This window comes from Cohnella abietis (assembly GCF_004295585.1).
GTDB lineage: Bacteria > Bacillota > Bacilli > Paenibacillales > Paenibacillaceae > Cohnella > Cohnella abietis.
The window spans coordinates 5,660,307-5,673,670 of sequence record NZ_AP019400.1; the positions used below are offsets into that span (position 1 = coordinate 5,660,307).

9 protein-coding genes are annotated in these 13,364 nt (G+C 44.5%); 3 read left to right on the forward strand and 6 right to left on the reverse strand.

What is annotated here, in order from left to right:
• Positions 1 to 32: 32 nt before the first annotated feature.
• Both KCTCHS21_RS24905 and KCTCHS21_RS24910 read right to left on the reverse strand, forming a co-directional pair.
• On the reverse strand, positions 33 to 2,825 hold the full coding sequence (locus tag KCTCHS21_RS24905) for a DUF4838 domain-containing protein (protein WP_130614482.1): 2,793 nt from the start codon (positions 2,823 to 2,825) through the stop codon (positions 33 to 35).
• 111 nt (positions 2,826 to 2,936) lie between these two features.
• Positions 2,937 to 4,241 carry a Gfo/Idh/MocA family protein gene (locus tag KCTCHS21_RS24910; RefSeq protein WP_130614484.1) on the reverse strand — a complete coding sequence of 435 codons (1,305 nt, stop codon included), beginning with the start codon at positions 4,239 to 4,241 and terminating at the stop codon, positions 2,937 to 2,939.
• 648 nt (positions 4,242 to 4,889) lie between these two features.
• Between KCTCHS21_RS24910 and KCTCHS21_RS24915 the strand changes: the two genes are divergently transcribed.
• Complete coding sequence (locus KCTCHS21_RS24915; protein ID WP_130614486.1) at positions 4,890 to 5,882, forward strand: LacI family DNA-binding transcriptional regulator; 993 nt, start codon at positions 4,890 to 4,892, stop codon at positions 5,880 to 5,882.
• A gap of 27 nt (positions 5,883 to 5,909) precedes the next feature.
• Positions 5,910 to 7,151, forward strand: a complete 1,242-nt coding sequence (locus KCTCHS21_RS24920) for a Gfo/Idh/MocA family protein (RefSeq protein ID WP_130614488.1) — start codon at positions 5,910 to 5,912, stop codon at positions 7,149 to 7,151.
• Between the two features lie 280 nt (positions 7,152 to 7,431).
• On the opposite strand, the gene KCTCHS21_RS24925 is transcribed toward KCTCHS21_RS24920, so the two are convergent.
• From KCTCHS21_RS24925 to KCTCHS21_RS24940, 4 genes are all read right to left on the reverse strand, one after another.
• Positions 7,432 to 9,123 (reverse strand): S41 family peptidase, encoded by a 1,692-nt coding sequence (locus tag KCTCHS21_RS24925; RefSeq protein ID WP_130614490.1) that lies wholly within the window; start codon positions 9,121 to 9,123, stop codon positions 7,432 to 7,434.
• A gap of 79 nt (positions 9,124 to 9,202) precedes the next feature.
• Complete coding sequence (locus KCTCHS21_RS24930; protein WP_130614492.1) at positions 9,203 to 10,588, reverse strand: sensor histidine kinase; 1,386 nt, start codon at positions 10,586 to 10,588, stop codon at positions 9,203 to 9,205.
• Positions 10,585 to 11,265: a response regulator transcription factor gene (locus KCTCHS21_RS24935; protein WP_130614494.1), complete on the reverse strand. Its 681-nt coding sequence runs from the start codon at positions 11,263 to 11,265 to the stop codon at positions 10,585 to 10,587. The genes KCTCHS21_RS24930 and KCTCHS21_RS24935 overlap by 4 nt, the downstream gene beginning before the upstream one ends.
• A 467-nt stretch (positions 11,266 to 11,732) precedes the next feature.
• Entirely contained in the window at positions 11,733 to 12,305 is a 573-nt protein-coding gene (locus tag KCTCHS21_RS24940) for a hypothetical protein (protein ID WP_130614496.1), read from the reverse strand.
• A gap of 467 nt (positions 12,306 to 12,772) precedes the next feature.
• On the opposite strand from KCTCHS21_RS24940, the gene KCTCHS21_RS24945 reads away from it, so the two are divergent.
• On the forward strand, positions 12,773 to 13,039 hold the full coding sequence (locus tag KCTCHS21_RS24945) for a hypothetical protein (RefSeq protein ID WP_130614498.1): 267 nt from the start codon (positions 12,773 to 12,775) through the stop codon (positions 13,037 to 13,039).
• The last annotated feature ends 325 nt before the right edge of the window (positions 13,040 to 13,364 follow it).

A 13,364-nucleotide genomic window follows, 5' to 3' on the forward strand; every position in this document is an offset into this window, starting at 1 on the left:
TTTTTTATTTATTCGTTAAGTTTCGATGTAACTTATCCTAGATTGAAAAACTTGATATCATCCAGATACAAAATTTCTCCATCTTTAAATTTGGTCAGCTTAAGTCCAATTGTAAGTTTTTCAACTTTAACCCCATCGATAAATGCTGGAATATGACCAACCCAATCCGCTAGATGCCATCCTGGACCTTCATTAGCAACTACCTTGTCTTCGTTCCCAAAAGTATGAAGCCATTGACCATTCGCATCATTACAGTATACGAATATCTGCAATGTACCCTTCGTATCACTAAACTCTGGGACATAGTAATACGCCGACATTCCATAATATCCAGAACTAATTTGACTAATCTCGTACACAGGCCCACCCCAGTAAAGACCATTCATCTTAAGTCCATAATTTCCAGTCCGGGGCTTCTCTTGACTTCTGTGCAGATTAATCTCAGAAGTTTGTCCGTATTCCAACCAATACCACCAATCATCTGCAACAATGCCGTCACCCTGCTCGAAGGAAGAATTATGATTGACCGTCTCCCATTGGTCAGCGATCGCAAGAAGCAGCTTGGCATAATGAACCGCATACATTGAAGACGCTGTAGTAATGATAGAATTTATCCTACTTCTTACTGCCCCTGTAGATGGCTCCTGCCCTACCCATTCTGCTAAAGCATGTACATCACTGCTCTTCGTACTTGACCACAGCATTCCATAAATATCCGGCGGCCAATGAATAGATAATATGGGGTCAGATTTAAATTCCTCTACAAGATTTATCCTCTTCTCGGAAATCGTCAGTCTTTCGACCATAATATCCAACAGGTTTAAGGCATGATCAGTACTTTGAATTTCACCTGCAGCCTCTAGATTGCCTGGGTATGTCAGCACAGAACCTTCATAGTATTCAAATGCTCTCAACAGCAATTCAGCGCGTTTCCCCTGCAAGGAGGTACCATATTGCTTAGCGACTGTCACAGCACTTTCAAGCCACTGTCGACTTTGAACAATCTCAGATGAATCTACGATTTTAAGATAGCTTGCATCTGTGAAGGACATGAAGTTCGTTTTCGGGAATGACATCAGCCAACTATTAAACCATTCCGTTTCATAAACCCTTCTCTGCCAGAAATCCTCCCAGTGCGCATAATACTTGACTAGATAAGGAGCCGCTTCTGCCCCTACTGCATGTACATACCAATCATGTAGCAGTGCATCCACATCAAGTGTTGCATCCCACTTCAGCTTCGCTGCCAGCCACATCTTGGGACCTTCGCCAAAGTTCGCTGGAGACTCCGAGGTGAACGCTGCAATACCCTTTTCACTCGCATAACGACAATTATCTGCCAGCTGGTGAAAGTACGGTCGCGGAAGCACATAAGGTCCTCCATAGAAGTAATCATAGAAGGAGGCTCCTGGGGCTACTTCTAGCCATCTTTCTGTTAGGCTATGTCCCACCTGCAGTCTCTCTGAACTAGCCCAATTCATTCTTTCATCCGTAATATAGACCAGAACATTCGATGGAAGCTTCACATTAGATTCTATTGAAGGTGGATCGTAGGTTTCATGATAAGCAAGCGCTGCCAAGTACTTATCTGGGTGTTGTGCTAACACTTCTTCAGCAACCTTCTGTACCCACTTAAAATAATGATCAGACATATGTGACATGCCCAGAGAATTAAGCTTCTTCTCTTGATAAGACGGGTGATGTGGATCTTCTTCGCAATATCCTCCACCATCATTAACCGATATGGAGTACGATTCAGCGTTTGGATTCTCCTCGAAGTATTTGTTAATCAGCTCAATCGCCTTCTCAGCCGTTTCCAAATTACTATAGCAAGGTTGCCATCCGCCGATCATTTCAGGTTTAATTGTTGTTGGATACCATTCTGGATGATCAGCCAAATATTTATCTGGTTCAAATAAGTGGAACATGACATGATTGGTGAAAATTCGTGGATAGATGCGGTTGTCCCTATTCCAGCTCTCACTTTTGTCTGCTGAGCCGAAGGTTCTTGAGAAGAAAGTAGGCTTCTCCACTTTTGCACCTATCGGAACAGTCAATCGAGAAATAATAGGTACATGCTCCCCATCGGTTCCTGGTAATAACCAACGTACTCCTGCGAATGCTTCTAAAAACTCATTCACACCAAATTCCGTCCCCCAGCCACTTGAGCCAATAATCGTAATTGCCTCGACACTGCAGTCGATAATAAAACAATCCCCATCCAGCTCTTGTAATTGTCGATGGATTACATCGCGATTATTTAAACCCGTTACACCAATATAAACAGGCAAAAGATGTTTTGGGATTTCAAAACTGCAGGGTAAAAGAGTCAGCTCTATGCCCGTTGCCAGCTTCAAATACTTGATTAGTTTACAAGCAGCTGCATAAGCACGAGCATCTTCTTCCTTCTGAGGAGCTACAATCACACATTTAGCAGATCCATCTGAGATGATCGATAACCCTTGTGAGATTTTAATCCTTTCCCCACTAACTGTTGTCCCCTTTTTGTAGGAAACACTGTAAATGACTTCTTGCTCCAATGATTCATAAAGCAACACTGGAACCGAAAGTACAATTTTCTTTGCTTGGGATGACCACGTTATTGCATTTGGTATTACAGCAACTGGTGGCTGATCCCCTACGGCTTGATAAACGGAGAAATCTTCAATCAAAGGATCAAGTAATGGAACATAACTTAGATCAACAATTATTGTTCCATTTGATGCCTTTACACCTTCAATATCGAGCCTACTTAAAGTTGCTTCTGCTCCATCAAGATCATCATTAATTCCCTGCAAGCTGTTATCATCTTTTAATGGATACATTAGTGATACCTGCCCCCCTTTAGTAAGTATGTAAACGTTCTCATAAATCCTCTATTCCATTATCACCCCCTCTCTGTTTCCAAATGAAAAGTTTCTAGATAACCAGCATCCTTAGGTCACTTTATTAGGGCTGGCAACTCCCTTAACTTGAGTGAATTGCAGCTCCATCATTTCCGCGATAGTGACAGATTTTCCACCCTCTAGCCTTGAGCGTTCTGCAGCGAAAGCCATCAAGTGGCTTTGTAAGGAAGCTTCAGCCGAGGTTAGCCCTTGATCGTCGTTGCTATTTTCATTCCGAACCTGCTTCAGGAATTCCCGCATGAGACCTTCATCGCCGCCTCCATGCCCTCCTTCTTCAACGGTCACTGGAACTTCAATTGCTTCTCCTCCAAAAGGGAAAAGAACAATTTCACTCTTCTCCATATAACCTCTGATTTCGCCCAGAGTACCCATGATTTGTACCGTTCTAGATATATCATGTGAAAACCCAGACATCGTAAATGAAGCTGTCGAACCACTTTCAAATTCCATGTTGACGACCTGATGATCCACCACATTATTATCGCAACGATATACGCAGCGTCCAAAGGGTCCATGTTCGATTGCTTCTCTGATCCCTTCGGGCGTTAACTTGTTCGTAATAAAGCGATTCCACTCATTACATGGATCATCCTCTTCATAAATCCGAACCGCCGAATAAGGACACTCGCGTTCGACTACGCATCCCCCTGTGCAACGGAGCGTTGAACCAACAGGTGCATTCTCCGGACGGAAGTGTAAGAGTGAGCCATAAGAACTGACTTTCGTGCACCTCTGATCAATTAACCAAGATAAGATGTCCATATCGTGACAGGATTTCTGTAAGATCATAGGACTCGTTTCCTCAGCTTTATTCCAGTTTCCGCGAACGAAGCTATGTGCCATGTGGTAATAACCTACATTTTCACTTAACTGTATAGAGACGATCTGACCGATTCCACCGCTTACGATAATCTCTTTGATCTTCGACCAGAACGGGGTATACCTTAGTACATGACAAACAGTCAATAAGCGATTATACTTGCGGGATGCATTTGCCATGGTATTGACTTCCTCAGACAATGGGGACATTGGTTTCTCAAGCAACACATCATACCCCAGCTCAAGAGCTTTAATCGTTGGCGCACAATGCATCCGATCCTGCGTGGATATCACAGCAACATCCGCCATTACTGCTCCATCTAAAACCTGCTCCCAACTTTCATACAACTGATTAGAAGAGAGTCCGTGATCCTTAGCTGCAAGCTGCCGTCTTTCTTCATTCGGCTCGGCTACTGCGACGATTTTTAGCTCCTTCGGATACTTCTTCGCATACTCTCCATATACGAACCTTCCTCTAGCACCGGCTCCTACGAGTATTGCAGTAATTTGACGCACAACGTTTATTGATCCCTCCCTTACCGGAAATACATCGGTAAACTAATTTTTAACGGAATCATAACACCCGTTATATTTAGTTGTCAACTCTATATATATTTCACATTTTGTTAATTGCAAACACTTACATTGTTAATTAAATTCGTTAATACCTTTTCTTTTCAGTTGAAATTTGAATAATAACTCCTCTTTTCATACAATATAACTAATGTTATACTCAATCTCAAAAAAGAAGATTGCCCTTAGGGCAGAGGAAAGGGAGATGGCGGAGAAAATAAGATCAGGATGCGAATAACCCACGTTATATAGCAGTTATCTAATTTATGGAATGCTACTGAGCAACGAAGAATAAGAGCAGCTTCTGCCCTATTTCTATTCTTACTTAGCCATATTGGCATCACAATCTTATGGGATACTTGGATCTTTTACCATTGTGCGCTTACTTTCACAAGTATCATACCCATCGTTACTCCATAAACAATAGCAAAGTATTTATTTGCATGAGAAACCTTATGTTGACGGCTTTCACTTTAAGATCTCCTACTTAAATAAGCTTACATATCGCCAATTATTGACGAATATGAACAGTTATGTATATAATATAACGTACGTTATATTATTTGCTTATAGAAGAAGGAGATCTTCCCTATGATAACGAAAAAGGAGATCGCGGAGCACCTCGGTATTTCCCGGACTGCTGTTTCTCTCGTATTAAATAATGCGCCTAGCAGTACGATTTCTACGAAAACGCGTAATAAAATACTTCAAGCAGCCAAGGGGCTTGGTTATCGGGATATTGAGCTTACACCTAAGCTTTGCTTCGTACTCTACGATCGCGATGCCAATGACCCGCGATATATGGCGGATTTACAAATCATCGAATCAGAAGTCAGTCGATTCAACTACGGCTTGGTATACATGAATATTACTTCTGCCCCCGAGTCATTGAAGAAAATGCAAAAGATATTGGCCAATCAGGAGATTGAGGGATTTATTATAGCAGGTGATGTTGACGAGAAAATTGTTGATCTCTTTCGTCATTCTAATACACCTTATATTTTTCACGGGATGCCGTTACAAGATAAAGAAAACTGCCTCAATTTAGTCGCTTTTGATGAAAGAAAATTAGCTTTTGATGCCACCGAATATTTACTTTCGTTAGGTCACACCCGGATCGCCTTGTTTATGGGAAGCCTTGATTACCATATCCATCAATTAACATTGGAGGGCTTTCGACAAGCGCATGAAACGAATGGAATTCCCTTGGACTATTCTCTCATTCAGATTAGCAATGACGAGAATGGCTATGAGCTATGCAAAAGAACAAAGATGCTGCAGTTGAATTATACGGCTGCTTTCTGCGCGAATACGGTAATCCAATTCGGCGCACTGCAGTACCTGCAGAGCACTGGTATTTCCGTACCTCACGATATTAGCCTGATTGGTTCTGGTCTATCAGAGCTAGTGAAAGTCAGTAGCCCTCAACTAACAACCTATTACGTCACCTTAGAGGAAAAGGCTAAAACGGTATCCAAGTTGCTTGAGATTATTAACAATCGTAATCACGAGGGGACGTTCTCATCACTGATTACGAATTTCGAGCGCTTCGAGGGTGGTACTACCGCCCCTGTAAAACAGTGATATAGAAGACAAAGGAGTTATTCACGAATGAAACCTATTACAGCCTTATTGTTAGGTGCAGGCAGCAGAGGAAATTATATTTACGGACCTTACGCGGAAAAATATCCAAACGACCTTGTATTTGTGTGCGTTGCTGAACCTGACAAGCATAGAAGAGAAGCTTTTGCTGCCTTGCACGGAATTCCGCCGGAGCAATGCTTCGCTTCATGGGAAGAAGCGCTCGCACAAGGTAAAATCGCTGATGCAGCTATCATCAGCACGCAGGACCGCATGCACTTTGAACCAGCAATGAAAGCTCTTGAGCTGGGCTACCACCTTATTCTTGAGAAACCGATGTCCACAGTTCAGGAGGAATGTATCGAGTTGGAGGCGGCGGCTAATAAATTTGGACGTCTCTTGATGGTTAGCCATGTTCTGCGCTACTCCTCCTTCTGGGCAGGTATTAAAAAGGTAATTGCCGATGGAGGTATTGGACAAGTCACTTCTATTCAGCTTACGGAAAACGTCGGGCATCAGCACATGTCCCATAGCTATGTACGCGGACATTGGCGTAATAGCACCCTATCCAGTCCAATTATTCTGGCCAAATCGTGCCACGATCTAGATCTGATTTCATGGCTCATGGATCAGAAATGTAACCGCGTCAGCTCTTTTGGCAGCTTAATGCATTTCCGTGAAGATCAGGCGCCTGTCGGTTCAACAGCTCGATGCACGGATGGTTGTGCAGTAGAGAGGAATTGTCCTTACTCCGCGATAAAAATTTATATGGAGACGCAAGAACCGAATTATGCCCGCCATATCTCGAATGACCCAACACCGGCCAATACTTTGCAAGCGATTAAAGAAGGTCCCTATGGTCGTTGTGTGTATCGTTGCGACAACGATGTCGTTGATCATCAGGTTGTGAATATGGAATTCGAAAGCGGAGCTAATGCCTCATTCACGCTGTCTGGCTTCACCCGCTATATTGCCCGTACGGTACAAATTATGGGGACACATGGCGAAATTCAAGGAAATATGGAAGAGGGACGCTTCAAAATTTATCTATTCGCATCCGGTCAATGCGTTGAGCATCAGTTCGATATCACGCATGATGGACACGGCGGTGGGGACGATCATTTTGTCCGCTCCTTTGTCCAAGAAGTACGGCGTTTTGATAAGGACCAAGCGAGTGGCCTAACATCAGCTACCGCTTCATTGCAAAGCCATCTCATCGCTTTTGCTGCTGAACAGTCCCGGCTTTCCGGTGGTCAACCTGTCGTAATATAGCCATCGTCTCTACTGCTTCTCGCGGAACTGCGCAAACGGGGGATATCCCAACTTTTAATAGACTTTCCTGCAATTCATCGAGAAATATGATGAAAAAGACCGGGGCGAATATCCCGGTCTAACAAGAATTCGTTAGATTTACAGTTTAATTAATGCTTTTTCTGCAGTCGCGGATTTAACCGACAACAGTCCTGACAGTGGTAGACTGCTCTTTGAAGAGACTGCAACATGAAATTCTCCAATTGATGAACTCGCCCCTCAACTTTACTCAGGTAGCCGACTAACCATTGAAAGAATCTAATGCATATTTCAATTCCACGTCCTGCCCATCGATATATTTCATCTTAAATGTTTGCTCGTTCATCGGAACCGTGATATCTGGAATCGCTCCGCCATATCCGCGTTCAGTGCTATCACCTTGAATCGTTTTGTTTTGATTAAGCGATCTGCCGTCTGGGAACCGCACGGTATATCCTTCCGGCATTTTCATTTCTATAGGAGAGGTCACGACTCCGAACGAACCGTTCGTGGACGTAAAGCCGATTATCTTGACATTGGGCATTCCTTTTAAGAACAAAGGCAAACCTTCCCCCGAGCTCGCGGTGTTACAATTAATGATGACGGCGATTTTCCCTGAAAAGTAAAGCTGCGAAGGATGAACGGTTCTAGTTTCGGCGCGGTTGATTTCGAAACGTCCCGTATTTCGATTGTAGTAACTGACGTATTCATAGTTTTTTTTCTCGTTCACGAAATGTCCTGCCATTTGAGCTACAAGGTCATCGTCTCCGCCCGGATTATCCCTTAGATCGATGATGACTCCCTTTACGCGTTTCTCTTGAAACTCTTTTAATTTGTCTTCCAGTGCTTGCGCGGGATCGGATTGCGTCGTTCCGGGAAGAAAATATCTGATTTTCACGTACCCGTATTCCTCACGAAGGATCTCACCTTCTACGGGAGGATCTTCTTTTTTTAGTTTAATTTTCGTTTTCTTCAACGTCTCGTAATGATCGTCGTAGGCTGTAAGCGTCGCCGTCATGATCGCTTGATCGTCCCGATTCCGAAATTCGACTTGGATTTCTTTGCCGATCGGAGCTCTTGCCAAGAACCGCCCTTGATTTTGAATCCGATCTCCTTCCGTTGCCGACGGGTTCTCGCTCCAGGACGTTTGGTCCAAAGCTAGCTGAACGTCTTTCCCATCCCACGAGATGATTTCGGCTCCAAGCTTGATTCCGCTTTTGTCGGCCGGGCTACCCGCTAACAGCAAGCTAACCAGCACCTTGCCCTCATCCAATCGCACCGCGCTAATCCCGACTCCTCCACCGACTTCATTTTTAAACATCCTATTATCATCGTATAGACGTTCGTTCGCGATTTTGATATGACCGTCGCGGAAAGAAAAGAGGTAATCTCTTAAAGTTTTATAGTAGAGGTTCGGATCATGATTGATTTCCGCTTGGAGGAATAGAGGCTCGTATTTCTTTTTCTTTGCTTCCCAATCGATTTTTTTCCAGTCTCCAAAAGGGTATTCTGCGGACAACCTTTCGTTCATCGCGATGAAAGCTTTGGAATAGCTCTTATGGCTTAAATCGCTAACAGGATTGTACCGAACCTCTCCCGCAATGGTTAAAGCCAATAGCGTAGGCAATGAAGCGAGAACGCAAACGATAACCATGACCAGCCGAATCCTAGAGGACATCGGCTTGTTCGCCGATTTAAAGATTCTTCTAACGCTGGATAAGAAAAGGATGGCCGTAGAGGAGTAAATCAGCAGAGCCAGTATAGAGGAGTCTCCATCGATAAGGCTTATCACCGCAATGATTACACCCGCGCTCGGTATAAAATCAAACCACCGGTTATTTTTGAAATGGGGCAAAGCATACCTCAGCAAAACGAACAAGTTTAGCGCGCATAAAATCATTTCCCAGACAGTCAACCATTTCAACGAATCAATAACATCTTGAATAAAGCTCATCGTACATACTCCTCCGATCGGTTCAATGTAATTCACACTGAGCTTATTGGAGAAATATGAACGGAGCGTGAACTTATTTTCAAATTGCGGAATCTGAAGGAGGGATAGCGGGGAGCGTCACGGTAAACGTTGCGCCCAGTCCGATGGTACTCTTCACCTCTATGCTTCCGCGATGGAGAGAAACGATTTTGTGGGAGATGGCAAGACCGAGACCACTGCCGCTGCGGTCTTGGGCCCGTGACTTGTCTGCTTTGTAGAAGCGCTCGAAAATAGAGCTTAAATCCTCCGGCGCAATGCCGATCCCGGAATCGCTTATCGCAACGGCAATCTCATGAGGATGGGGTCGGCTAATCGTAATGAGGACTTCTCCGTCACGAGGCGTGAACTTAATGGCATTCCCGAGCAAATTCATCCAAACTTGATTCAGTTGATCTCGGTCGGCCGTTATTTTGACTCCGGAACCCGAAGGGGACTCTATCTCGACGCGAATGCTTTTGTCCGACCACTGGGGCTCGCACGCGACGATGACTCGTCGAATTTGCTCATCTAGGTTAAACAATTCCGTCTCGAACGGATGATGATCCGATTCGAGGGAAGCGAGCTTCAGCAGATTATCGCTGAGTCTGGATAATCTGTCGCTCTCGGTAACAATAATTTCCAAGTATTGGACGCGATCGTCCTCCGCAATAACCAGATTACCATCCTTCAACGCCTTCGCGAATCCGGAGATGGAAGTTAACGGCGATTGGATTTCATGGGACACATTCGATACGAAATCCTGTCGCATCCGCTCCATTTGCTTGATTTCCCGTGCCATGTCGTTAATGCTCCGCGAGAGAGTTCCCAACTCATCTCTGCGATTGATTTTCAACTCAACCTCAAAGTTCCCTTTAGCCAATCGCTTAGTCGCATCCGTCATCGCTTGAAGAGGCTTCACCAGATATCTGCCGGCAATGAGAATACACAAGCTTCCGATCGCGAGCATGAGGAACAGAATAGTGAAGAATAAACGGATGAGTGTAATTTCGTTCTTGGTAGAACTCTGCAAAAATAAGGCATAACGCTTTCCTTCGGACGAAAACGGAAGGCCAACGAAAGTACCGCTATCTTTTCCCTGCGAACGGTACGGTTCTCCGCGCAGTACCATGCGAACCGATTCCGGGTTAATCGCTTCGACCTTCTTGCCCTTGGTCGGCACATAGGAGTTCATCCCGCCATTGGCGTCGTAAAGCTGCAAGGTATAGGAAACCAATTCGGCCATATTATCCATAAAAGCATTCAAATCCGAAGGATTCGTTTGTTCATATACGCGTATCATACGATCGCCGGCCGCGATCATATCGTTTTTCCCCGTAGTGTTAAGATTACTCTGAAATAGGGCAAGGGAGAGAAGAAGGGATGAGATCAAGCTGATGACGATGGTGGCCAGGAAAGTCAGCACGACGCGAACGTATAACGTTTTCATCCCGGATTCACCGCCAGGCGATAGCCGACGCTGCGTGCCGTTTCAATGCGGAAGTGGTGGACGTCTCCGGAAAAGCGTTCCCGCAGCCGCTTGATATGCACATCGACGGTCCGGTCGTCGCCCTCATAATCCATGCCCCAAATCTGGGTGATCAGCTGCTCTCTAGTAATGATTTGTCCGGGATGACTGGCCAGCATGAACAGCAGCTCGAATTCTTTCAGCGGCAAGGTCGATTCCTCGCCTCCTCGCATAATTTTATACGTTTTCCTGTTCAGCACGATCTCCCCCAACGGGATGACCTGAGACGAGGCAATACGGTATCGCTTCAATAGCGCTTTAACCCTCATCACAAGCTCCGCTGGATCGAACGGCTTTGTCATATAATCGTCGGTCCCGAGCTGGAAGCCTTTTATCTTATTTCCCGATTCGCCTTTGGCCGTAACCATAAGGAGCGGAATTTCGGGATCGCTTTTACGAATCTCTATGCATAAATCCCAACCATCCATTTGTGGCATCATGATGTCGAGGATGACCAGATCGATTCCCGGTCCCTTGACGATGGCATGTGCATCGACGCCGTTGTCCGCCTCGGTCACATCAAACCCTTCATTTTTTAAGTATAGGCGCATGAGGGATCGAATGTTCGGATCATCGTCCACAATAAGTATTTTGACCATATCAACAATCCCCCACTAATATTCTCAGGACTGACCAAGCGGTGGCCTTCGTACAGCTTCAGAAGCACTATATAAAAAGCAACCAAACGCAAACATACGGCTGTTTTACGATTAAAAACATTTTATGGCTATCTAGCTCAGATAGTCTATCCGCTGCCTAATCCTTTTCGGGCATGTAGATACCATCAAAATGTGATTCCCCTAACCCAGACATACTTCTAAATATATCATTTTTAGTAACATTTCGAAAAATGTTGGCATATCCCTGTAAAATTGATTTTTTATTCTTGTTCCCTATCGTCACCGCCGGTATCATGTATACGCTTCTGCTATACGTAGTTTAGAAACACCGATCTTCTCTGCTACGCTTTTTAAAGATAGTGGAGGGTAGTTTAGTTTACTTCCAAATTACTGTTTGTCTATTACCACATCCCTCATGCGCCCGCCATAACCAATTACGCCCAATCTCATTTCCAAACCCACCCAGACAAGACTTCCGTTGCTCGAAAATATCGAACAGCTCCCTCCAGACGTGTGGCATCTAGACCATGTTGGTCGAAAATATCGTACATCTCCCTCCAAACATGCCGCCTCCAGACCCCGTTGCTCGAAAATATCGTACATCTCCCTCCAAACGTACCTCGTCCAGACCACGTTGCTCGGAAATATCGTACATCTCCCTTCAAACGTACTTCGTCCAGACCTCGTTGCTCGAAAATATCGAACATCTCCCTCCAAACATGCCGCCCCCAGACCAAGTTACTCGAAAATATCGTACATCTCCCTCCGGACGTGCCGCCTCCAGACCCCGTTGCTCGAAAATATCGTACATCTCCCTCCAAACGTACCTCATCCAGACCCCGTTGCTCGAAAATATCGTACATCTCCCTCCAAACGTACCTCGTCCAGACCCCGTTGCTCGAAAATATCGTACATCTCCCTCCGGACGTGCCGCCTCCAGACCACATTGCTCGAAAATATCGAACATCTCCCTCCAAACGTACCTCGTCTAGACCCCGTTGCTCGAAAATATCGTACATCTCCCTCCGGACGTGCCGCCTCTAGACCACGTTGGTCGAAAATATCGTTCAACGCCCAATAGGAAGCATAGATGTCCCAAAAGATGAGAAATCAATAGTATTAACTGACCGAGAGAAGTCTCATTATGAGCAAACGGAGATTGACTTTGGTGTATCCCTTTGTTTCAAGTATAGTAGGTTGCTCGAATGGGCATCTACTCGCATCTCTATACATTCCATTATCCGACTCGACTTTTTGAGTCTTTTGTAATCGTAATGTGCTAGCGATTACTTTGCTCATCCAACAATCCTCCTTCCACGCAAAAAAAGCCGACTGCGCTGAACATTCAAGAGTTCAGATAAGCGGAATTTTTATCTTTGTAATCTGTTTCTTTGGCATGCTTTATCTCGAGCGCAAACTTAAAGTTTCCTTTAGGTTTCATAAATGGGCTAATCTACCACGATAAAATACAAGGAGGGAAATCGCTATGAAAATCAATGCTGCATCTGCATCATCTGACTCGGACAGATGGAAAAATGTTAATGAGACGACATTGGTCGATGCGGGAATTAAGGATGTCACAGCAGAAAACCTATCCGCCTTCCAATACGATTTGGAAACCATTGCAACGCTATACCCAAGAACAATTGCTCAAATTCAAGCAATTGTCGATGAGACGATTCAAAAAACAATGGTAAATACAATTTACTCCTATTTAGATCCTCTCTGTGGAGGATCTCCCCCCCTACCTTAGAAGTATTCGCTCGTGCCGGTATCACCGGAGTGGATGCTTTAAATTTAGATGCTATCTTAGATGGACTTAGTTGGACCTATCAGGCTTCCAGAAGCAATCCCTTTGGAACGCCTATGTTTACTAAACAAGATATTCAAAAAATTGTAGACCTTTTTTTAACACGATAAGGATTAAAAAAGGTCATAATCTTAACAATGTAAAGGGTTCTCTAAGTAGGTTTTTTGTTTTTTCCTGCCCAAAAAGTCAAAATGAATGGGTATTCGATCGGGAGAATAAATGTAATGGAAAACCCTTCCGCTTCAACTACGACACCTGTTGTAATTCG